General features: G+C 59.5%; 19 protein-coding genes and 2 pseudogenes. 9 read left to right on the plus strand and 12 right to left on the minus strand.

The genetic code is table 11. The features are described 5' to 3' along the window. Positions 1–242 precede the first annotated feature (242 nt). Together acnA and AC05QJ_RS22915 are read left to right on the plus strand one after the other, a co-directional pair. Complete coding sequence (acnA, locus tag AC05QJ_RS22910) at positions 243–2,936, plus strand: aconitate hydratase AcnA (RefSeq protein WP_476743546.1); 2,694 nt, start codon at positions 243–245, stop codon at positions 2,934–2,936. 362 nt (positions 2,937–3,298) lie between these two features. Beyond that, the gene (locus AC05QJ_RS22915) at positions 3,299–4,864 is read left to right on the plus strand and encodes a methyl-accepting chemotaxis protein (protein WP_476743547.1); all 1,566 of its coding nucleotides are present in this window, start codon (positions 3,299–3,301) and stop codon (positions 4,862–4,864) included. Positions 4,865–5,032: 168 nt separating this feature from the next. Here the strand turns inward: AC05QJ_RS22915 and AC05QJ_RS22920 are convergent, their stop codons facing one another. The 4 genes from AC05QJ_RS22920 to AC05QJ_RS22935 all read right to left on the minus strand — a co-directional run bounded on the left by AC05QJ_RS22920 (position 5,033) and on the right by AC05QJ_RS22935 (position 7,154). Continuing rightward, a complete protein-coding gene (locus AC05QJ_RS22920; protein WP_476743548.1) occupies positions 5,033–5,914 on the minus strand; it encodes a pseudouridine synthase in 882 nt (293 codons plus the stop codon). A 50-nt stretch (positions 5,915–5,964) separates the two neighbouring features. Then, entirely contained in the window at positions 5,965–6,276 is a 312-nt protein-coding gene (locus AC05QJ_RS22925; protein ID WP_476743549.1) for a transcriptional regulator, read from the minus strand. 93 nt (positions 6,277–6,369) lie between these two features. Next, the gene (locus AC05QJ_RS22930) at positions 6,370–6,801 is read right to left on the minus strand and encodes a D-Ala-D-Ala carboxypeptidase family metallohydrolase (protein ID WP_476743550.1); all 432 of its coding nucleotides are present in this window, start codon (positions 6,799–6,801) and stop codon (positions 6,370–6,372) included. A gap of 116 nt (positions 6,802–6,917) precedes the next feature. Beyond that, complete coding sequence (locus AC05QJ_RS22935) at positions 6,918–7,154, minus strand: glutaredoxin family protein (protein WP_476743551.1); 237 nt, start codon at positions 7,152–7,154, stop codon at positions 6,918–6,920. A gap of 167 nt (positions 7,155–7,321) precedes the next feature. Here AC05QJ_RS22935 and AC05QJ_RS22940 point away from each other — a divergent pair, with 167 nt between their 5' ends. Continuing rightward, the gene (locus AC05QJ_RS22940; RefSeq protein WP_476743552.1) at positions 7,322–9,280 is read left to right on the plus strand and encodes a monovalent cation:proton antiporter-2 (CPA2) family protein; all 1,959 of its coding nucleotides are present in this window, start codon (positions 7,322–7,324) and stop codon (positions 9,278–9,280) included. Between the two features lie 5 nt (positions 9,281–9,285). Here AC05QJ_RS22940 and AC05QJ_RS22945 read toward each other — a convergent pair whose 3' ends face one another. After that, the gene (locus AC05QJ_RS22945; RefSeq protein WP_476743553.1) at positions 9,286–10,494 is read right to left on the minus strand and encodes an ammonium transporter; all 1,209 of its coding nucleotides are present in this window, start codon (positions 10,492–10,494) and stop codon (positions 9,286–9,288) included. A gap of 309 nt (positions 10,495–10,803) precedes the next feature. Here AC05QJ_RS22945 and AC05QJ_RS22950 point away from each other — a divergent pair, with 309 nt between their 5' ends. The 5 genes and pseudogenes from AC05QJ_RS22950 to dgt all read left to right on the plus strand — a co-directional run. Beyond that, positions 10,804–11,118 carry an ElaB/YgaM/YqjD family protein gene (locus tag AC05QJ_RS22950; protein WP_476743554.1) on the plus strand — a complete coding sequence of 105 codons (315 nt, stop codon included), beginning with the start codon at positions 10,804–10,806 and terminating at the stop codon, positions 11,116–11,118. A 10-nt stretch (positions 11,119–11,128) separates the two neighbouring features. Then, positions 11,129–11,497 (plus strand): phage holin family protein, encoded by a 369-nt coding sequence (locus tag AC05QJ_RS22955; RefSeq protein WP_476743555.1) that lies wholly within the window; start codon positions 11,129–11,131, stop codon positions 11,495–11,497. After that, positions 11,494–11,850, plus strand: coding sequence for a hypothetical protein (locus AC05QJ_RS22960; RefSeq protein WP_476743556.1), 357 nt, complete (start codon positions 11,494–11,496; stop codon positions 11,848–11,850). The genes AC05QJ_RS22955 and AC05QJ_RS22960 overlap by 4 nt, the downstream gene beginning before the upstream one ends. Positions 11,851–11,949: 99 nt before the next feature. Then, positions 11,950–13,113 carry an EAL domain-containing protein gene (locus AC05QJ_RS22965; RefSeq protein WP_476743557.1) on the plus strand — a complete coding sequence of 388 codons (1,164 nt, stop codon included), beginning with the start codon at positions 11,950–11,952 and terminating at the stop codon, positions 13,111–13,113. 62 nt (positions 13,114–13,175) lie between these two features. Then, positions 13,176–13,799, plus strand: a pseudogene (dgt, locus tag AC05QJ_RS22970) (dGTP triphosphohydrolase); the annotation flags it as partial. A 287-nt stretch (positions 13,800–14,086) separates the two neighbouring features. Here the strand turns inward: dgt and AC05QJ_RS22975 are convergent. The 7 genes from AC05QJ_RS22975 to AC05QJ_RS23005 form a co-directional block, all read right to left on the minus strand. After that, positions 14,087–14,701 carry a hypothetical protein gene (locus tag AC05QJ_RS22975; protein ID WP_476743558.1) on the minus strand — a complete coding sequence of 205 codons (615 nt, stop codon included), beginning with the start codon at positions 14,699–14,701 and terminating at the stop codon, positions 14,087–14,089. Between the two features lie 31 nt (positions 14,702–14,732). Next, positions 14,733–16,094: a deoxyguanosinetriphosphate triphosphohydrolase gene (locus AC05QJ_RS22980; protein WP_476743559.1), complete on the minus strand. Its 1,362-nt coding sequence runs from the start codon at positions 16,092–16,094 to the stop codon at positions 14,733–14,735. A 172-nt stretch (positions 16,095–16,266) separates the two neighbouring features. Further along, entirely contained in the window at positions 16,267–16,947 is a 681-nt protein-coding gene (locus AC05QJ_RS22985; RefSeq protein WP_476743560.1) for a hypothetical protein, read from the minus strand. A 9-nt stretch (positions 16,948–16,956) separates the two neighbouring features. After that, positions 16,957–17,502 carry a hypothetical protein gene (locus AC05QJ_RS22990; protein WP_476743561.1) on the minus strand — a complete coding sequence of 182 codons (546 nt, stop codon included), beginning with the start codon at positions 17,500–17,502 and terminating at the stop codon, positions 16,957–16,959. Positions 17,503–17,565: 63 nt separating this feature from the next. Further along, entirely contained in the window at positions 17,566–18,105 is a 540-nt protein-coding gene (locus AC05QJ_RS22995; RefSeq protein ID WP_476743562.1) for a hypothetical protein, read from the minus strand. Between the two features lie 64 nt (positions 18,106–18,169). After that, positions 18,170–19,326, minus strand: a protein-coding gene (locus tag AC05QJ_RS23000) for an IS3 family transposase (protein ID WP_105446839.1) whose coding sequence is annotated in 2 segments (ribosomal slippage) — positions 18,170–19,068 and positions 19,068–19,326 — 1,158 coding nt in all. Because the reading frame shifts where the segments join, the coding sequence is not laid out codon by codon here. 91 nt (positions 19,327–19,417) lie between these two features. Then, complete coding sequence (locus tag AC05QJ_RS23005) at positions 19,418–20,095, minus strand: hypothetical protein (RefSeq protein ID WP_476743563.1); 678 nt, start codon at positions 20,093–20,095, stop codon at positions 19,418–19,420. Between the two features lie 81 nt (positions 20,096–20,176). Between AC05QJ_RS23005 and AC05QJ_RS23010 the strand changes: the two are divergent. Next, positions 20,177–20,893: pseudogene (locus AC05QJ_RS23010) on the plus strand (deoxyguanosinetriphosphate triphosphohydrolase); the annotation flags it as partial. Positions 20,894–21,006: the final 113 nt, after the last annotated feature.

A 21,006-nucleotide genomic window follows, 5' to 3' on the forward strand; every position in this document is an offset into this window, starting at 1 on the left:
CGGCTGGCGGCGGTGGCGCCCCAACCTTGACCGGGCGCAAGCCGCCCCGGTGGAAAATCGGCGAATGATAAAGGACTTTCGGAACCGGCGACACGCCCCGTCGGTCCAGTACAGGGTCAGGCGTATGAAACAGGACTAACCTGACTGTTCAGCCAGGTCCGTGCCGTGCGGACTGTCACAGAGGCGGTGAAGCGGCAACAGCAGCGAAGAAAGCCGCTTACCGGCCCAGAAGGAGTTGGTAGATGTCCTCGCTCGATAGCCTGAAAACCCTCAAGACCCTGACGGTGAAAGACCGTCACTACCATTACTACAGCCTCAGCGAGGCCGCCCGTCAGCTAGGCGACCTGCAGCGCCTGCCGATGTCGCTGAAAGTGCTGCTGGAGAATCTGCTGCGCTGGGAAGACGGCGAGACCGTCACCGGCGCCGACCTCAGCGCCCTGGCCGACTGGCTCAAGGAACGCAGCTCCGACCGCGAGATCCAGTACCGCCCGGCGCGGGTACTGATGCAGGACTTCACCGGCGTGCCGGCGGTGGTCGACCTCGCCGCCATGCGTGCGGCCATGGCCCAGGCCGGCGGCGATCCGCAGCGGATCAATCCGCTGTCGCCGGTGGATCTGGTGATCGACCACTCGGTGATGGTGGACAGCTACGCCAGCCCCGCCGCCTTCGCCGAGAACGTCGATATCGAGATGCAGCGCAACGGCGAACGCTACGCCTTCCTGCGCTGGGGCCAGGACGCCTTCGACAACTTCCGCGTGGTGCCGCCGGGCACCGGTATCTGTCACCAGGTCAACCTCGAATACCTCGGCCGCACCGTCTGGACCCGCGACGAAGACGGCCGCACCTTCGCCTTCCCCGACACCCTGGTGGGCACCGACTCCCACACCACCATGATCAACGGTCTCGGCGTGCTCGGCTGGGGCGTGGGCGGGATCGAAGCCGAGGCGGCGATGCTGGGCCAGCCGGTGTCGATGCTGATTCCGGAAGTGATCGGCTTCAAGCTCACCGGCAAGTTGCGCGAGGGCATCACCGCCACCGACCTGGTGCTGACCGTGACGCAGATGCTGCGCAAGAAAGGCGTGGTGGGCAAATTCGTCGAATTCTATGGTGACGGCCTGGCCGACCTGCCGCTGGCCGACCGCGCCACCCTGGCCAACATGGCCCCGGAATACGGCGCGACCTGCGGGTTCTTCCCGGTGGACGACGTCACCCTGGAGTACCTGCGCCTGTCAGGCCGCCCGAGCGAGACGGTGGAGCTGGTCGAAGCCTATTGCAAGGCCCAGGGCCTGTGGCGCCTGCCGGGCCAGGAGCCGCTGTTCAGCGACAGCCTGGCGCTGGACATGGGTGAAGTGCAGGCCAGCCTGGCCGGGCCGAAACGGCCGCAGGACCGGGTCGCCCTGCCCGGTGTCAGCCAGGCCTTCGACGACTTCCTCGGCCTCAACGTACGGCGCGCCAACGCCACGGGCGACCAGCCGGGCGAGACCCGCTTCAGCCTCGACGGCGCCGAGCATCCACTGAAAGACGGCTCCGTGGTGATCGCCGCCATCACCTCCTGCACCAACACCTCCAACCCCAGCGTAATGATGGCCGCCGGCCTGCTGGCGAAAAAGGCCGTGGAAAAGGGCCTCAAGCGCAAGCCGTGGGTGAAAAGCTCGCTGGCGCCCGGCTCCAAGGTGGTCACCGACTATTATGCCGCCGCCGGCCTGACCCGCTACCTCGATGAACTGGGCTTCGACCTGGTGGGCTACGGCTGCACCACCTGCATCGGCAACTCCGGGCCATTGGCCGAGCCGATCGAGGAAGCCATTGCCCAGACCGACCTGGTGGTGGCGTCGGTGCTTTCGGGCAACCGCAACTTCGAGGGTCGGGTTCATCCGCTGGTCAAGACCAACTGGCTGGCCTCGCCGCCGCTGGTGGTAGCCTATGCCCTGGCCGGCAGCGTGCGCCTGGACCTCAGCCGCGACCCGCTGGGCAACGACGCCAATGGCCAGCCGGTGTACCTGCGGGACATCTGGCCGAGCCAGCAGGAAATCGCCGCCGCCGTGGCGCAAGTGGACACGGCGATGTTCCACAAGGAATACGCCGAGGTCTTTGCCGGCGACGCGCAATGGCAGGCCATCGAGGTGCCGCAGGCGGCGACCTATGTCTGGCAGGACGATTCCACCTACATCCAGCATCCACCGTTCTTCGAAGGCATTTCCGGACCACCGCCGAGCATCGCCGATGTCCATGGCGCACGAATCCTGGCACTGCTGGGCGACTCGGTGACCACCGACCACATCTCCCCCGCCGGCAACATCAAGGCCGACAGCCCCGCCGGGCGCTACCTGCGGGCCAAGGGTGTGGAACCGAAGGACTTCAACTCCTACGGCTCGCGGCGCGGCAACCATGAGGTGATGATGCGCGGCACCTTCGCCAACATCCGTATCCGCAACGAAATGCTTGGCGGCGAAGAAGGCGGCAACACCCTGCATGTGCCCAGCGGCGAGAAGCTGGCGATCTACGACGCGGCGATGCGCTACCGCGACGAAGGCACGCCGCTGGTGGTGATCGCCGGGCAGGAATACGGCACCGGATCAAGCCGCGACTGGGCCGCCAAGGGCACCAACCTGCTGGGGGTCAAGGCGGTGCTGGCGGAGAGCTTCGAGCGCATCCACCGCTCCAACCTGGTGGGGATGGGCGTGCTGCCACTGCAGTTCAGCGCCGGACAGGACCGCAAGCAGCTCAAGCTCACCGGCCGCGAACGCATCGATATCCTCGGCCTCACGGGCACGCGGATCGAGCCGCGGATGAGCCTGCACCTGCGCATCGTTCGCGAGGACGGCAGCGAGGAAACCATCGCCGTGCTGTGCCGCATCGATACCCTCAACGAGGTGGAGTACTTCAAGGCCGGCGGGATCCTGCACTACGTGTTGCGGCAACTGATCGGGCGCTGAAACCACGGAGGTGGCGGATTCATCCGCGATCGGCGGCGCAGCCGTCGTAGAACCTGAGTCCCCGGCCATACTGCCGCATCCGGGATACAGGTTTTATGGCCGCTGCGCGCCCAATCGCGGCTAAAGCCACTCCCACAAGGTTCTGGGCCCACCCGGTTCACTTGCGCATGAACCATCAGTCACTCACTGACTTATGTTGCGAAAATGTGAAAGAATGCGCGCAAATTACCTGAACGTGCGGATTTCGCTTAGCTCAGGCGGTGTCGGCGGATATTGAGCAAGATCAATAAAACCCAAATATTCATTCAATAATTTCCCGTGATTGCCGATATCACGCGAAAGCCTTGCGGATTGAACAGCTTATGCGTAACAACCAGCCGATTACCCAGCGCGAACGGACTTTCCCTGCCCAACAACGGTTGATCTCCACTACCGATGCCAAGGGTGTCATTACCTACTGCAACGACGCCTTCATCGAGATCAGCGGGTTCTCCCGCGAAGAGTTGATGCGCGCCCCGCACAACCTGGTTCGCCACCCGGATGTGCCGCCGGCGGTGTTCGCGCATATGTGGAGCACGCTCAAGCAAGGCCTGCCGTGGATGGGCATCGTCAAGAACCGCTGCAAGAGCGGCGACCACTACTGGGTCAACGCCTACGTCACGCCGATCTTCGAGAACAACCAGGTGGTGGGCTACGAATCCGTGCGGGTGAAACCGACCGCCGAGCAAGTGCGCCGTGCCGAGGCGCTGTACAAGCGCATCAACGATGGCAAGGCCGCCATCCCGCGCCGTGACAAGTGGCTGCCGGTGCTGCAGGACTGGCTGCCGTTCATCCTGGTCAGCCAGATCGGCTTCTTGATCGGCATCTGGCTGGGTCATTCCTGGGGCTTCGCGCTGGCCGCGGCGCTGTCGGTGCCGCTGGGCCTGCTCGGCCTGAGCTGGCAGCAACGCGGCCTCAAGCGCCTGCTGCGCCTGGCCGAACAGACCACCTCCGACCCGCTGATCGCACAGATGTACACCGACAGCCGCGGTGTCCAGGCGCGCCTGGAAATGGCCATGCTCAGCCAGGACGCCCGCCTGAAGACCTGCCTGACCCGCCTGCAGGACACCGCCGAGCACCTCAACGAGCAAGCCCGTCAATCGGACGCACTTGCCCACAACAGCTCCTCCGGCCTGGAACGCCAGCGCGTGGAGACCGAGCAGGTCGCCGCCGCCGTCAACCAGATGGCCGCCACCACCCAGGAAGTGGCCAACCACGTCCAGCGCACCGCCGATGCCACCCAGGCCGCCAACCGCCTCACCGACCGTGGCCGCAGCATCGCCGGGGAAACCCGCGACGCCATCCAGCGCCTGTCCACCGCCGTGGGCGAGACCGGCCAGACGGTGACCCAACTGGCGCGCGACAGTGACGAAATCGGTGGCGTGGTCGATGTGATCAAGGGCATCGCCGACCAGACCAACCTGCTGGCACTGAACGCCGCCATCGAAGCGGCCCGCGCCGGCGAGATGGGTCGCGGCTTTGCCGTGGTGGCCGACGAAGTACGGCAACTGGCACAGCGTACCAGCGAATCCACCGGGCAGATCCACGGCCTGATCGCCAAGCTGCAGCAAACCGCGAACAATGCCGTGCAGACCATGGAAACCGGTCACCGCCAGGCCGAAGAAGGCGTGGCGCGAGTAATGGAAGCGGACCAGGCACTGGTGGGCATCAGCGAAGCGGTGGCCAACATTACCGACATGGCCACCCAGATCGCCGCGGCCACCGAACAGCAGACCTCGGTGGCCGAAGAGATCAGCCGCAACATCAGCACCATCGCGGCGCTGGCGGACCAGACCTCGGAGCAGGCCCAGCATTCCGCCCTGCTCAGCGAAGAACTGACGCAGACCGCGACCACCCAGTACTCGCTGGTGGAGCGGTTCAACCGCTGAAGCTTGATCGCGAAAACGCAAAGGCCCGGAAACCTGAGTTTCCGGGCCTTTTCATTGGAAACCTGAGCCCCCGATCAGCCTGACACACCCGTAGAGACAGGTTTTGTGGCCGCTGCGCGCCCAATCGCGGCTGAAGCCGCTCCTACGGGGATTGCAGCGACCGGGCTATCAGTCGAGCGCCAGGCGACTCTCGAAATACCGCTCCTCGCCCGTCAGCGGGTCGTTGAACCGCACGCTGCGCGCCAGCAACTTCAGCGGCTTCGAATAATCATCCTCGCCCCGCACCACGTCCGGATAAAACGGATCGTTGCACAGCGGTGCGCCCAGGGCCGCCATGTGCACGCGCAACTGGTGGGTCTTGCCGGTCACCGGCGACAAGGCGTAACGCCACAGCTCGCCCTTTTTCTCCAGCACGTCGGCGATGGTCTCGCTATTGCTCACACCCTCCACTTCCTGCATGCGGAAGAAGGGTTCGCCGCTGACCATCCGGCTCTTGTGCACCAGCGGAAAATCCAGATCCGGCAAGGCAGGCGCAATAGCCTGGTAATGCTTGTCGATCTGCCGTGTGGGAAAGAGTTGCTGGTAGGCGGTACGGCTTTCAGGATTGGCGGAGAACAGCACCAGGCCGGCGGTGTGCCGGTCGATGCGGTGCAGCGGCACCAGGTGCGGGTTGTCGAGACGCCGGATCAGGCGGCGCAGCAAGGTCTGCTCGACATACTCGCCGGTGGGCGTCACCGGCAGGAAATGCGGTTTGTCCGCCACCACCAGGTGCTCGTCGTGATACAGGATGTGCTCCTGCACCGGAATCGGCTTCTCATTGGGCACTTCACGGAAATAGTGAACCCGCAGGCCCTGCCGGTACGGGTGATCGATCCGCAGCGGTTGCCCCTGGGCATCCAGCACCCGCCCACGGGCAAAGCGGTCGAGCCATTGCTCGCGACTGATCGCCTTGAAGTGGTCACACAGGCAGTCCAGCACGCTGGCCCAGTTGCCCGGCGGCAGACACACCGTACTGGCCTGATGCCGGGCCGGGTCGAAGGTAGCACTCATGGAAACGCTCACAGCCAAATGGCCGGCGATTATCCCGCATGGCGCCCGCCTCAGCCAGCCTCGGCGGACGCTCCGTCGCAGGCGCTTTTCAGCCAGCGCAGCACCTCCACCGCTTCCCAGCGACTGGCGTCGTACAGCGCATAGGCCTGGCCCTGGTAGCCGACCACATCCAGCGGCCGGTGAAACCCGGCCCGCTGGAACAGCGCCTCGATCTCGGCGAAGCAGGTATTGAAGTGGACCTTGCCGAAGGGCGTGCGGTCATCGGTGACCAGCCCGTCGCCGCGCAGATCCGCCACCGCCTCGCGCACCTCGTCGACGGGCATGTGGTTGACGCTGTATTTCAATTGTTCGACGTTGACCATCACTGTTTCTCCGGGCTCGAAAAACGCCCGCCAATACTGTATTTATATACAGCATAGAAGGCAGGCGACATGAACGTCAATCGACGCCGGGATTCACTGCAGCCCCGGCAGGTAGCCGGTACCCTTGCGGATGGTCAGGACTTGCTGGCGCTGCGCGGTTTCAGCAAGGCCCAGATGGACCCAGCCATCGTACTCGAGGATCAGTTGATCAAACGGCAAGCCGCTGTCGATGATGCGCCGGGCCAACTCCCGCGGAGTCAGGGAAACGGCAATGATGTCCGCAGCCAGGCCACGGACATGGGCACTGCTGGCCGCACCGCCGATCTTGCGGTTCAGCGCCTTGCTGCGGTAGCCGCTGCTGATCAGGATCGGCCTGTCGACCAGGCTGCGCACCGCCTCGAGGGTCTGGCACAGCTCCACGAGGTTGGCGATGCTCTGGCTGTCGGGGGAATTGTCGATTCCTTCGCGATTGGCAATCTGCGAGGTGGTCATTTCGGCAAGGGTGAAATGCGGGGTCAGAAACATGGGGGCCACTCCTTTGACTGGAAAATCCGCGCTGGTCGCCACCAGCGACCCTGAATTCTCCGACCGACGATAAATCGGTGCACCCCGGCTTGTGCATCAGGATGTGAATCCCCTCCTCACCCCAGAAACGCCACCACCTGCTCGCCGTCGAAGGGCCAGTTCAGTTCGGCGCCGGTGTCGTTGCGCCGCAGCACCGGGATCGACAACCCGTAGCGCTCGAACAGGGCCTGGTCGTCAGCGATGTCCACCAGCTCGACCAGCAACCCATGCTCGACGAATGGCATCAACAGCGCCTCCGCGACCTCACACAGGTGGCAACCCAGGGTGCCGTACAGTTGGCATTCAGGCAGCATGAAAAATACCGAAACAAAGTGAGCGAAGGCTTCATTCTAGGACGGCGAAAAAAACCCGTCGAGGCGTGCCGCGCAACCGCAGGCACCTTTGACCTGGATCAATTCACCCGATCCGCGATCGCCGTAACCTTTTCACTTTTGCCCGTTTTTTACATGGAGTGTGTGGTGTGTTCGCAAACCTGCTGATCATCCTGGCATCGTCGCTGGTCGTCATCGCGGTATTCAGACGCCTGCAATTACCGCCGGTGCTGGGCTACCTGTGCGTCGGGCTGTTCGTCGGCCCCACCGCGCTGGACTGGGTCAACGAAAGCGAAGAGCTGCCGGACCTGGCCGAAATGGGCGTGGTGTTCCTGCTGTTTTCCCTGGGCCTGGAGTTCTCCCTGTCGAAAATGCTGGCGTTGCGCCGCGTGGTGTTCGGCCTGGGTAGCGCCCAGGTGGTCTGCACCGGGCTGTTGCTGGCCGGGATGCTGTCGCTGCTGGGGATGCCCGGCACCGCGGCGCTGCTGCTCGGCGGCGGCCTGGCGCTGTCGTCCACGGCCATCGTCAGCAAGGAGCTGACCAGCCTCGGCGAGATCTTCAGCAGCCATGGCCAGAACGCCATTGGCGTGTTGCTGTTCCAGGACGTGATCGCGGTATTGCTGCTGACGCTGGTTCCGGTGTTCGCCGGCGAAAGCGGCCAGGCCTGGTACTGGGCGCTGCCACTGACGCTGGCCAAGACCGTGGTGCTCTTCGTCGGCCTGCTGCTGGCCAGTCGCTGGCTGCTGCCACGGCTGTTCCACGAGGTGGCCAGCTCGCACTCGGCCGAACTGTTCGTGCTGCTGGCGCTGGTGATCGTCCTGCTCACGGCCTGGCTGACCCACCTGCTCGGCCTGTCGCCGGCCCTCGGCGCCTTCCTCGCCGGCATGCTGCTGGGCGAGAGCAACTACCGGCACCAGATCGAGGCCGATATCCGGCCGTTCCGCGACATTCTGCTGGGGCTGTTCTTCGTCAGCATCGGCATGCTCATCGACCTGCACCTGTTCGCCAGCCACGGCCTGGAAATCCTCGCCCTGACCCTCGGCCTGCTGGTGTTGAAAGGCTGCGTGGTGGCGGCGTTGGTGCGGGTTCGCGGCAGCGACGCGGAAACCGCCTGGCGCAGCGGCCTGGCCCTGGCCCAGGGCGGTGAATTCTGTTTCGCGCTGATGGCGCAGATGCAGCAGAGCAGCCTGCTGCCCGAAGAGCTGGGCCACCTGCTGCTGGCGGCGACCTTCTGCTCGATGCTGGTCACCCCGCTGCTGCTGCGCGCCGCCCCCGCCATCGCCCTGCGCCTGCACCGCAAGCCCAACGAAGAAGTGCACCTGGAAGAGATCGAGGCGCAGAGCGCCAACCTCGATGGCCATGTGCTGATCTGCGGCTATGGTCGCGTCGGCCAGTCCATCGGCCGCTTCCTGCGTCGCGAACAACTGGCCTTCATCGCCCTGGACGATGATCCGGTGCGCGTCCAGGAAGCTGCCGCCGGCGAGAACTGCGTGCACTACGGCGACTCCCGTCGCGGCGAACTGCTCGAAGCCATCGGCCTGGAACGGGCGCGCCTGCTGGTGATCGCCGTGGACAACACCGAAGTGGCGATGAGCGTGCTCAAGGCCGCGCGCCAGCGCAACAGCCAGATCCCGATCCTCGTGCGCACCCGCGACGACAGCCTGCGCGACGAACTGCGCGCCGCCGGCGCCAGCGCCGTGGTGCCTGAGGTGCTGGAATCGAGCGTGATGCTGGCCTCCCACGCACTGGTGATGCTCGGCGTGCCGGAAGAGCGGGTACGCGAGCGGGTCGAGGAAGTGCGGCAAAGCCGCTACCGCTTGCTGCAAGGCTTCTACCACGGCGCCCAGACCCAGCCAGTGGACAGCGAAGGCCAGCCCAAAGTGATGATGCACGCGGTCAACCTCGGTGCCGATGCCTACGCCTGCGGGCGCCGGCTGGACGACCTGCGCCTGGAGCACCTGGGCGTCGAGCTGCGCGCCGTGCACCGCAACGGCGACGAGCTGCCGGCCGAGGCCGGCACCTGCCTGCATGCCGGCGACGCAGTGCTGTTGTGCGGCCCGCTGGCGGCGATCGAGGCCGGTGAAGCGCGGCTGCTCGCCGGTCGCTGAAACCGTCAGTCCTGGCTGGTGGCGCCGATCTTGTGGATCGACAGGTCGGCGCCGTAGTACTCCTGCTCCTGGCTCAGGCGCAGGCCGTGCACGCGCTTGATCAGGCCATACACGGCAAAGCCGCCGACCAGCGCCACAGCGACACCAGCGAGGCTGCCGATCAGCTGGCTGGCCAGGCTCACGCCACCGAGGCCGCCCAAAAGCTCCTGACCAAAGATGCCGCAGGCGATACCGCCCCACACGCCGCAGATACCGTGCAGCGGCCAGACACCGAGCACATCGTCGATCTTCCAGCGGTTCTGGGTCGCGGTGAAGCACCAGACGAACAGAGCCCCGGCAATCGCACCGGTCACCAGGGCGCCCACCGGGTGCATCAGATCGGAGCCGGCGCAGATCGCCACCAGTCCGGCCAGCGGGCCGTTGTGCAGAAAGCCCGGGTCATTGCGCCCCACCAGCAGTGCGGCAACGGTGCCGCCGACCATCGCCATCAGCGAATTGACCGCCACCAGGCCACTCACCGCCGAGAGGGTCTGGGCACTCATCACGTTGAAGCCGAACCAGCCGACGATGAGAATCCACGACCCCAGCGCCAGGAACGGAATGTTCGATGGCGCGAAGGCCACCAGGCGACCGTCGCGGTAGCGGCCGTTGCGCGGGCCGAGCAGCAGCACCGCCGCCAGCGCCAGCCAGCCGCCCATGGCGTGCACCACCACGGAGCCGGCAAAGTCGTGGAAGCCGGCACCGAAGCGCTCCTGCAGCCAGGCCTGCACCCCGAAGTTGCCATTCCAGACGATGCCTTCGAAAAACGGATAGACGAAGGCGACGATCAGCAGCGTCGCGCACAGTTGCGGGGCAAAGCGTGCCCGCTCGGCGATACCGCCGGAGATGATCGCCGGAATCGCCGCGGCGAAGGTCAGCAGGAAGAAGAACTTCACCAGCCCGTAGCCGTGCTCGGCGCCCAGGGTCGCGGCCGGGTGCAGGAAATGCGTGCCGTAGGACAGCCAGTAGCCGATGAAGAAGTAGGCCAGGGTCGAGACAGCAAAGTCGCTGAGGATCTTCGACAGTGCATTGACCTGGTTCTTGTGGCGCACGGTGCCCACTTCAAGGAAGGCGAAACCGGCGTGCATGGCCAGCACCATGACCGCGCCAAGCAGAATGAACAGGGTATTGGAGCCCTGGACCAGGGAGTCCACGGCGCTTTGCAAGTTTTCCATCGGGTCGGCAGGCCTGCACAAGGGAAAAAGCACCAAAGCAGTTCGCGAGCCCTCCGGGGCGCACCAACCTGGATCAGTTGGCCACCCATCCATGGGCGGAAAAACCGCTGCGTGATGATTTTTCCAGGGTTCGTCTTGAATTGAGTTATGGTTGAAACGCCATCCAGAGCGGCCCGCGCCCGGAAACGGCGCAGGCGCCCAAGCCGGCGCACCACTGCGAAGCAAATGCTGTACCAGCCACATCCAGTGAACCTTCGGCGCCGCCCCGCACTCGAAACTTCAGATTGCCAACCCCTCAGGGAGAACCGTATGGCCCGTAAAACCGCAGAGACCGCCCAGGACATCCTCAAGGCCGATTTCCAGGCACTGGTACGCGATACCGAAAAACTTCTGGAGCACACCGCCACCCTCGCCGGCGACCAGGCCGACGAGCTTCGCGCGCAGATTCGCGACAGCCTGCTGCGCGCCCGGGAAACCCTTCAGGAAACCGAAGACAACCTGCGCCAGCGCGGCCAGGCGGCCCTGACCAGCACTGAAGACTACGTGCAGAGCAACCCCTGGCAGTCCATCGGCATCGCCGCCGGGGTGGGCTTCCTGATCGGTCTCCTGGCCAGCCGCCGCTGAGGGCCGGGCAATGGAAAATCACACCACCGGCTCTTCCACCCGCCGCCTGGGTGCCGCCGTTCTCGGCCTGCTGCACGGCCATGTGGAACTGTTCGGCATCGAGCTGCAAGAGCAGAAAGCGCGCACCCTGAACCTGCTGCTGTTCGCCGGCCTGGCCCTGGTCTTCGCCCTGCTGCTGCTCACGGCACTGTCGGCGTTGCTGCTGGTGCTGCTGTGGGACAGCTACCGCCTCGCCGGAATCGTCGGGCTCTGTGTGTTCTACAGCCTGGCGGCGCTGTTCTGCGCCGTGCGCCTCAAAGCGGCGGTGCACGATGAGCGTTCGCCGTTCAGCGGCACCCTCGAAGAACTTGCCAAGGACCGGGAGCGCCTGTTGCCATGAGCCTGCCTGAACTGCCTCAGACCACCGATCGCCGGGAGCTGCGCAAGGCGCTGGTGCGCCTGCGCATGGAAATGCACCGTCAGGAAATCCGCCACGAAGGCGGCCAGGCCCTGGACCAGGCGCTCAAGCCATTGACCCGCCTGCGCAGCATGGGCGACAACCTGCAAAGCAGCCTGCAGGGCGGTTTCGGCATCAAGCACGCGCCGCTATGGGGCATGGGAGCCGTGGTACTGCTGGGTTTCCTCACCGGCAAAGGGGCGCGCGGCGACGGCCTGGGCCGCATGACCAAGCTCGCCGGTAGCCTTTTGCCACTTATTCGCCTGTTCATCCAGCCGCCACCCCCTCCGCGCTGAGGGAACTGGCGGCATTCTTGCAGAACGAAACCCTTCAAGGCGGGCGCAGGCCCGCCCGAAGCGTTTCGCGCCTGACTTCAAGAACAACAAGGAGCCGCCGTGTCCGACGAGCAACCGCTCGCCTGTTTCCAGCCGTTCATCGACACTGCCACAGGCCGTATCGCTGGCGTCGAAGCCCTGGGGCGCCTGCGCCGAAGCGATGGTCAATTGCGTTCGGTGGGGCCGCTGTTCAGTGATCCGCGGATACCCTCCGACGATCTGCTGCAGCTCGACCGGACCTTGCGGGAACAGGCCCTGAAAAAATTTCGCGAAGCCCCGGAAGACTGGTTCCTGAGCCTGAACATTTCGCCACGCTGGGTCAGCGAACTGCAGCCCGGCCAGTCGTTGCCGAGCCTGATGCAACTGCAGCAACAGGGCATCGATCCGCAGCGGGTGGTGTTCGAGATCACCGAACTGGGCGGCGACCGCGAGCGCCTGGCCATGGTCACCCGTCACTACCGCGATGCCGGCGCCCGCATCGCCATCGACGACTTCGGCGCCGGCTATTCGCAACTGGACCGGGTGCTGTCGCTGCAGCCGGATATCCTCAAGCTGGACATGCGCCTGTTCCAGGCCGCCGCCCGCGGCGGACCGAGCAGCGAGGTGGTGAAGGCACTGGCGCAGATGGCCGAGAAAACCGGCTGCTGGATCATCGCCGAAGGGGTGGAAACCGAGGCCGAACTGAATTTCGCCCTCGAATGCGGCGCCCGCTACCTGCAGGGTTTTCTCTTCGCCGGGGCCGAGCCGGGCTTCTTTCCCGCGCAGACCTTCGCCGGCCGTTTCGCCCAACTGCGTGAGCAGTACGTGCAGAGCAAGCTGGCCGAGCGCGGGCGGCTCATGCAGCGTCGCCAGCAACTGGTGGAACTGATGCCGCAGTTGCAGCACTGGGCCCTGGCCAAGGCGCCCATCGAAGCGCTGCCCGATCTCAGGGCCTATCCCTGGCTGCTGCGCTTTTTCCTGTGCGACCGCCACGGCACGCAACTGACGCCCAACCTGGAGTGGCGCCAGCAAAGCTGGCATGTCGACTCCAGCTACCTGGGCCACAACTGGTCGTGGCGCCCCTACTTCTATCACCTGCTGGCCGAAGGCTGGAACGAACGCCGGCTGATTCTCTCCAGCACCTACCGCGATGCCACCACCAACCAGTACTGCCTGACTGCCGGGCAATTCTTCGACGACGGGCGCCGCCTGCTGTTGATCGACGTGGACGCTGCCGGACTTTGAGCTTGCGGCAAGGCGGCCGACACGGGAAGCTAGCCGCCTGCCCTTGATATGGAGAACCGGCCTTGGACTGGCACACACTGCTCACTCGCGAACGCCTTGGCAAAACCCTGCACAGCTCCGAAGAGCTGGGTCGCAGCCCGTTCCACAAGGATCATGACCGCATTATCTTCTCCGGCGCCTTCCGCCGCCTCGGGCGCAAGACCCAGGTTCACCCGGTCACCAGCAACGACCATATCCACACACGCCTGACCCATTCGCTGGAAGTCAGTTGCGTCGGCCGCTCGCTGGGCATGCGCGTGGGCGAAACCCTGCGCGATGCCCTGCCAGACTGGTGCGAGCCGAGCGACCTGGGCATGGTGGTGCAGTCGGCGTGCCTGGCCCACGATATCGGCAACCCGCCCTTTGGCCATTCCGGCGAGGATGCCATCCGCCACTGGTTCCAGCAGGCCGCCGGGCGCGGCTGGCTGGACGCGATGAACGACGCCGAGCGTGCCGACTTCCTCAACTTCGAAGGCAATGCCCAGGGCTTCCGTGTGCTCACCCAACTGGAGTACCACCAGTTCGACGGCGGTACCCGGCTGACCTACGCCACCCTCGGCACCTACCTCAAGTACCCCTGGACCGCGCGTCATGCCGATTCGCTGGGCTACAAGAAACACAAGTTCGGCTGCTACCAGAGCGAACTGTGGCTATAGAAAACAGCCAAAAAAGACATTTTTTGAAAATCAACAGCCAAAAAGTTATAAGCAAAACTATTTTGGAATAAAAACCGCTATTGATCTTCAAAAAAAGAATAAGAAGAATCTTGCTAGACGGCTACTATACCACCAAACACAAGAGTCAATCCACCTAGATTTTTCGCCCTTTCATACAGTCAAGCCGTGGTCAAACCGGACTTGATAACATAAATTCATAATCGAGCAATATAATAATCCACCATAACTATTAATATAATTTCAAGCAAAGCGTTTAGCTATTTATCTAAAGCCGTTATCACTTCACCCCATTTATCCGCAGCATGGAAGCTTCCGGCTGAAATACAATTATTGTGGTAATGCACCGCATATTTCAAACGCAATTCTTGAATCAGTTGAGCATTCCCATGTAAATATGCACCAAAAATAAAAGCCAACATCGTTTGAGCCGGGACCGCCCCATAATGCCTAACCAAGTCAGGCAAGATAACATTGAGAACATACACAACGCCGGGATTTTTATGACCCACGTATGACTCCTCCGACTTCCTATTCAAGAACTCAATTTCATACATATGAAAAGGATATGTAGCCATTATTGATGCGACAGTTTCCCCACACGAAATTATCCGGTCGTACTGCTCAATAACAAACCAATAAACATCTTGCTCAGTCGGCAGGTGTGGCATGATAGAAACCGCCGTCCTAGCCATCATTCTATTAAGCTCATCAGCGTTCGCTGGCATTCTCTCCAACTCAACACCACAAAGCCTTAACGGTTGCTTTGGTTGAACCACCTCTTTCGCCTTTGGTTTCTCGCCCGCCTTGAATTCAACGGCACTTTGAACCACCACTTCTTCTTTTTTTCCTTTGAAAAAATCCAGCCAGCCCATCCCCGTCGCTCCCTTGATATAAATTATACTTCTACCGCTCCATACCCATTCCATTAAACTGGCGGGCCAGATGTATCGCGTAGTTATCAGTCATTCCACTGACATAATCCAAAACCTGCATAATAGCCGCATAATCACTTGAAACGCCCTTGCTATCGCCCAAAGCATTAAGGTCAAGTCCCAAAAGGTCCACTACCCTTTTTGTCTTAGAATCAGTAACACCACCACTTCTGACGAAGTTCAAGGCAGCAGCACAGCTTACATTCAGCAGAGTAGAAATCGTGCTGTATGCCCCAATCTCAAGTTCTACCTTACGGGGATGCTGGAAAATTTCTTCGCGTGCAAGAATTTTAGCAGAAATCACGCAATCACGCACATTATTACTACAGAGTTCAAATATACCAAGAGCCTTCCCAGCCATAATTTCATCATAATTACTCATAAAAGCAGCCACCCCTGCATCGACGAATGCGGAGATAACCTTACCGCGAGCCATAGATAATCTACGCCCAACCTTCATGCCTTGAGCTTCTTTTGCCAACTGGTCTCGTTGTTGCTCACCGAGAACGAGGCACAAAATATCAAAAACCTTATCCCATTCGAGAATACCCATCTCCACACCGTCCTCCAGATCAAGGATGGCGTAGCAAAAGTCATCTGAAATCTCCATCAAGTTAGCTAATGGATGGCGGCAACGCCAGCCATCACCAAGCTTTAACAACCCCGTCGCATCCGCCACCTCATCGAAAAAACCAAGTTCCGAGCAGTAAACACCATATTTATTTTTAATAGGTCGCAACTGATTAACAGCATCACCAGCCATCCACGGATACTTTATAAAAGCCCCCAATGATGCATAAGTTAGACGCATACCCCCATCATACGGATGATACTCTGAAGTTGTTAACACTCGGAACCCTTGGGCGTTCCCTTCAAATCTACGAAAGTCAGTAGCCTCATTGAAAGGCAAGTGCTCAATCATCTTCGCACCTACGTCATTAGTGAACCAATGACGTATTGCCTCTTCACCAGTGTGTCCAAAAGGCGGGTTGCCAATATCGTGAGCGAGACATGCAGTCTGTACGATATCGCCAATGTCAGAAGCTGAATAGTAATCAGGTATTAGCTTTTCCTTCAAAAGCTCCTGCCCAACTCGGACTCCGAGCGTCCTACCTACACAAGCCACCTCCAAACTATGGGTCAGGCGATTATGCACATGGTCATTGGTCGCCAGAGGATGTACCTGAGTCTTTCTTGCAAGGCGTCTGAACGCACCGGAGAAAATGACTTTATCGTGGTCCGAATGGAAAGGGGAACGACCAAGCTCCGACTTCGGGGGCCGCCCGCCTAAGCGAGTGGTGTTCAACAAGCTATCCCAACTCATCGACTTCATAAATACCCCATAACAATCATGCCAGCAAATTACTATAGAACAAGTGTCTGACATAAACAATACAGACATTTGAAGTCAAAAAAATTAAGTTGACGAGCACAAAAAAGGCCACCTTACAAGATGGCCTTAAAATCAAAAGATTTGCAAAATACTTCCGACCGAGACTATTAAGCTATCCTTCAACAATCGCCCCCTTCAGTTGAAACGACGATTTCAATTCCTCAAATTTTTTAGCCGCATCTTGCAACATCAACTTACGACCTGCATTCTCCTTTGAGTTGTAAATCAGACAGGAGATCATTATAGGAATCGATGCCACAGCGGTTCCACCTATATAGCCAAGCCATCCCTTTGTTATATAGGTTGCCAAGCCTACTCCAGCCAAGCATACTGCTGATACAATCTTGGTAGCACTAAATACTTTCATCTTCCCATCTTCGTAGTAGCTTTGATCCATAAATATCATAGCTCCGCTAAAAAGCGTTCCAGAACCGAAACATGCAAGATAACCAAAATCTTTTAAAGTAAACTCACTCACACCTGCAGCGTATCCTAATGGATATACCTTACCCATAGGGGTAACCTGATAGGCAATTGGCTCGCCGCTCTTGAATGCCATTAAAATCTTTTGCCCTACCGGTGCGTGGAGACTTTCATTGACAAGCTTGATCGGCAAAAGATCCCCATCAGGAAACTCAAGCACTACATCCAAAATCACGTCGGTGCTGACGGTATTACTAACGGATACATTTCTGCCTTGTCCGCTAGCGGTTACCGAGCCGGAGGTATGAGAACTTACAACCTTATCCCGAACAGTAACAGGAAGACACTTAAAAACCGGGGAATCATTCATGACCATTCCTTAATAAATCAATCCACGTTCTTCAGCACTTTCCAGACGCTTGCCTTGCGTCTTAGGACCTTCAGGAAACTCTTCCACTCTTTTTAAGATCAACTGATCTTGAGTGGTAGCAGTATTATCATAAGCCACCCACTCCAGAGTATTGTTATCGATTAATCTGAATTGTAGATTTTGGTCAGCCGTATCCGTAAACTCAATGAAACCTACCCGAGCACTTTGCCTTGCAAACAATCCGTTGTCGTATTCTTTAATTTTCGTTCGATACATGTACTTATCGACCTTAAAGAAATAGCCATCCTTAACCCATCTTTCAGCATAAGGATCTTTCCGCTTCAGATTTTCTTTTTCATAGAAAACGAAGCCAACGCCTTTATCGGATACCCACTTATGCCCTAAGACCTTCTCTGAAAAGTGAGAGATTTGCGTCCCATACTCCATGCTAGTTCGATCTGAAGGGAGGTCGATTTTTTCATACTTCAATGGAGCAGCATTAACCCCACCAAAGCTCAATACTAACGTTGCACCAACTATGATTTTAAAATTCATCACGCCTCCTGCATAACTACATATAGTCCAGCCGAAACATATCTGGACTGCCAATCTTCCCGATTACTTAAATATCCCAAGCTCGCTAGCACTTTCTAACTTCACTGGTTTTGGATTCTCAGGAAACTCGTCAGCTCGCCTCAGAATAAGCTGACTCTGAGTGCTGGCCGTATTTGCGTAAGGCACCCACTCCAGAGTTTTGTCGTCAATCAGTCTAAAGTGTAGGCTCTGGTCACCCGTATCCGTGAACTCAATGAACCCTACCCGAGCACTCTGCCTTGCAAACAAGCCATTATCATATTCTTTAATTTTTGTTCGATACATGTACTTATCGACCTTAAAGAAATAGGCATCCTTAACCCACCTTTCAGCATAAGGATCTTTCCGCTTCAGATTTTCTTTTTCATAGAAGACGAAGCCGACACCTTTATCGGACACCCATTTATGCCCTAAGACCTTCTCAGAGAAGTCGGAAATTTGCGTTCCGTACTCCATGCTCGTGCGATCAGGTGGGAGATCTACTTCCTGATACTTTAATGGAGCGGCATTAATGCCAGAAAAGCTTAAAAACAGCAAAGCACCAGCAATCATCCGTATTTTCATCACTTCTCCTACCAGCCAAAACTTTCATAAAAATTGATCTTGCCCAGCAGCCGTGGACACGGGTTTAAGCACACATCCTGGCCTCGAAGGCCTCTGGGCTGATGTGCCCCAGCGTGCTGTGTCGCCGCTGGCGGTTGTAATCGGTTTCGACGTATTCAAACACGGTTTCACGCATCTGGGCGCGGCTCGTGAAGCGCTCGCCGTGGATGCACTCGACCTTCAGGCTGTGGAAGAAGCTCTCTGCACAGGCATTGTCGTAGCAGTTGCCTTTGGCGCTCATGCTGCATCGCAAGTGATGGGCGCGGATCAGCTCCTGGTAAGCCGCTGAGCAGTACTGGCTGCCGCGGTCGCTATGCACGATCACGTCATTAGGCTGCCTACGTCGCCACAGCGCCATGTGCAAGGCATCGCAAACCAAGTCGGCCGTCATGCGTTCGTTCATGGCCCAGCCGATCACCATCCGTGAATACAGATCGATGACCACTGCCAGATACAGCCAGCCTTCCTCCGTATACAGGTAGGTGATGTCACCCACCCATTTCTGATTTGGCGCAGATGCCTTGAAATCCTGCTTGAGCAAGTTCTCTGCCACTGGCAGGGAGTGCTGAGAATTGGTCGTGGCCTTGAACTTCTTGGCGGCCTTGGCACGCAGTCCTTGCCGTTGCATCGAGGCGGCTACCGTCTTGCGATTGCAGGGTAGGCCGGCTTCCCGCAGGTCGTGGCAAAGCCGTGGAGCCCCGCTGCGGCCCTTGCGTGCGCTGTATGCCTGAGCGACCTGCCGATCCAGTTCGGCTCTTCGCCGCTGGCGCATTGACGGCCTGCGAGAGCACCAAGCGTAGTAACCGCTGCGGGCAACGCCCAACACGCGACACATGGCCTGGATCGAGAAATGCGCGGTATGAGTCCTCATGAAGGCGTACTTCACTTGAGGCTCTTGGCAAAGTACGCGGCGGCCTTTTTTACGATGGCCAGCTCCTCGGCGTGCTCGGCCAACAGCCGCTTGAGTCGGGCATTCTCGTCGGCCAGCGACTGCTCGCGCTCGCTGCCGGACTGAGTCTGGTGCTTCTTGCTCCGCCAGCCGTAGAGCTGGGAAGCATGCAGGCCGAGCTGTTCGGCAGCCTTGCTGACGCCAATGCGCTCGGCCAAAGCCAGCGCTTCGTCCTTGTAGGCTTGGGAATGGCGGGTGCGGGTCTGTTTCATTGGGGTTGCTTGTCTTGCCATGATTCACCTCGTTGCAGTTTATCGCTTAACGGGGTGTCCACTGGGACTGGGCAAGATCAAATCGATATAAGTTAAAAACTCAAACCACAGATCACTGGAATGTTCCACGCTCTTTTGCACTTTTCAAACGAACAGGATTTGGGTTTTCCGGAAATTCCTCAACTCGCTTGAGGATAAGTTGACTTTGAGTGCTAGCCGTATTTGCGTAAGGCACCCACTCCAGGGTTTTGTCATCAATGAGCTTGAAATGTAAGCTCTGATCACCGGTATCAGTAAATTCAATAAACCCTACGCGAGCACTTTGCCTTGCGAACAGCCCATTATTATATTCTTTGATTTTTGTCCGATACATATATTTATCGATTTCAAAGAAATAACCATCTTTAACCCATCGCTCGGCGGAAGGGTCTTTTCTTTTTAAATTTTCTTTCTCATAGAAAACAAAACCCACACCGTTGGCAGAAACCCATTTATGCCCTAAGACCTTCTCAGAGAAGTCAGAAATTTGCGTTCCGTACTCCATGCTCGTGCGATCTGGTGGTAGCTCTTGCTGCTCAAATTTAAGCGGAGCGGCAATTGCACCGCTGATCCCTAGGCAGCAAACCAAGCCGAGTGCTAGCTTCATCTTCATCCCTGTCTCCAAGCGTGACTCTCTCGCCCCACGGAATGGAGGCACGTCGCCAGTATCTCTAAGCTTCATTTGCCGAGCAACCAATCTCAGTGCCAATGCCAAGTGAAAAACACCAGCGAGGTTGGTTACAGCCTGCATCGACGCTTCATGCCAATTTCAATTTTATTCAATAAAATCAGATAGTTAGCGATTAGTCAGAATGGTTGTTTAATTGCCCGTAGTAGGCTGCCGCTACTGGAGCAGATCGCCCACAAGCTCGGGCTGCCCTTGCTGGATAACCAGCGCTGGGCACGCCATCCGCTGGTCTACCTGATGGAAGCGGCAGATGACATCTGCTATGCCCTGATCGACCTGGAAGACGGCCTGGAAATGGAACTGCTGGACTACGCCGAGGTGGAGGCACTGCTGCTCGGCCTGGTGGGCGACGACCTGCCGGAAACCTATCGCCAGCTCGGCCCGCAGGACTCGCGCCGACGCAAGCTGGCGATCCTGCGGGGCAAGGCCATCGAGCACCTGACCAATGCCGCCGCACGGGCCTTCGTCGATCAGCAGAAGGCGCTGCTGGCAGGCACGCTGCAGGGCGACCTGGTGGAGCACATGGATGGTCCGGCCAAACGTTGCGTGCTGCAGGCCAAGGACATCGCCCGCAAGAAAATCTTTCAGGACAAGCGCAAGACGCTGCATGAAATCGGCGCCTACACCACCCTGGAGATCCTGCTCAACTCCTTCTGCGGCGCGGCACTGGAGCAGCATGGCGGGCGTACGCCGTCGTTCAAGCACCGGCGCATCCTCGACCTGCTCGGCAACAACGCGCCCGACCCCGACGGCTCCCTGCACGCGGCGTTCCTGCGCATGATCGACTTCATCGCCGGCATGACCGACAGCTACGCCAGCGAGATGGCACGGGAAATGACCGGGCGTTCCAGCCCGGTGTAGAAACATCGGCGCGGGAGACCACTCCCGCGCCTGCTGAACCCGACAAAAGACAATGCCCAGACAGTCTTACGACATATCCCACTGCATATCCCAAGCAATCCTATAAACAACTT

This window comes from Pseudomonas sp. TUM25319, from assembly GCF_056388475.1.

Excerpts from the sequence above, each read along its gene's own strand:
- AC05QJ_RS22950 (WP_476743554.1), top strand. The coding sequence starts at position 10,804 with ATGGCCCGTAAAACCGCAGAGACCGCCCAGGACATCCTCAAGGCCGAT.
- AC05QJ_RS22995 (WP_476743562.1), bottom strand. The coding sequence starts at position 18,105 with ATGAAAATACGGATGATTGCTGGTGCTTTGCTGTTTTTAAGCTTTTCT.
- AC05QJ_RS23005 (WP_476743563.1), bottom strand. The coding sequence starts at position 20,095 with ATGCAGGCTGTAACCAACCTCGCTGGTGTTTTTCACTTGGCATTGGCA.
- AC05QJ_RS22955 (WP_476743555.1), top strand. The coding sequence starts at position 11,129 with ATGGAAAATCACACCACCGGCTCTTCCACCCGCCGCCTGGGTGCCGCC.
- AC05QJ_RS22925 (WP_476743549.1), bottom strand. The coding sequence starts at position 6,276 with ATGGTCAACGTCGAACAATTGAAATACAGCGTCAACCACATGCCCGTC.
- acnA (WP_476743546.1), top strand. The coding sequence starts at position 243 with ATGTCCTCGCTCGATAGCCTGAAAACCCTCAAGACCCTGACGGTGAAA.
- AC05QJ_RS22985 (WP_476743560.1), bottom strand. The coding sequence starts at position 16,947 with ATGAATGATTCCCCGGTTTTTAAGTGTCTTCCTGTTACTGTTCGGGAT.
- AC05QJ_RS22960 (WP_476743556.1), top strand. The coding sequence starts at position 11,494 with ATGAGCCTGCCTGAACTGCCTCAGACCACCGATCGCCGGGAGCTGCGC.
- AC05QJ_RS22990 (WP_476743561.1), bottom strand. The coding sequence starts at position 17,502 with ATGAATTTTAAAATCATAGTTGGTGCAACGTTAGTATTGAGCTTTGGT.
- AC05QJ_RS22980 (WP_476743559.1), bottom strand. The coding sequence starts at position 16,094 with ATGAAGTCGATGAGTTGGGATAGCTTGTTGAACACCACTCGCTTAGGC.
- AC05QJ_RS22915 (WP_476743547.1), top strand. The coding sequence starts at position 3,299 with ATGCGTAACAACCAGCCGATTACCCAGCGCGAACGGACTTTCCCTGCC.
- AC05QJ_RS22930 (WP_476743550.1), bottom strand. The coding sequence starts at position 6,801 with ATGTTTCTGACCCCGCATTTCACCCTTGCCGAAATGACCACCTCGCAG.
- AC05QJ_RS22975 (WP_476743558.1), bottom strand. The coding sequence starts at position 14,701 with ATGGGCTGGCTGGATTTTTTCAAAGGAAAAAAAGAAGAAGTGGTGGTT.
- AC05QJ_RS22935 (WP_476743551.1), bottom strand. The coding sequence starts at position 7,154 with ATGCTGCCTGAATGCCAACTGTACGGCACCCTGGGTTGCCACCTGTGT.
- AC05QJ_RS22920 (WP_476743548.1), bottom strand. The coding sequence starts at position 5,914 with ATGAGTGCTACCTTCGACCCGGCCCGGCATCAGGCCAGTACGGTGTGT.
- AC05QJ_RS22945 (WP_476743553.1), bottom strand. The coding sequence starts at position 10,494 with ATGGAAAACTTGCAAAGCGCCGTGGACTCCCTGGTCCAGGGCTCCAAT.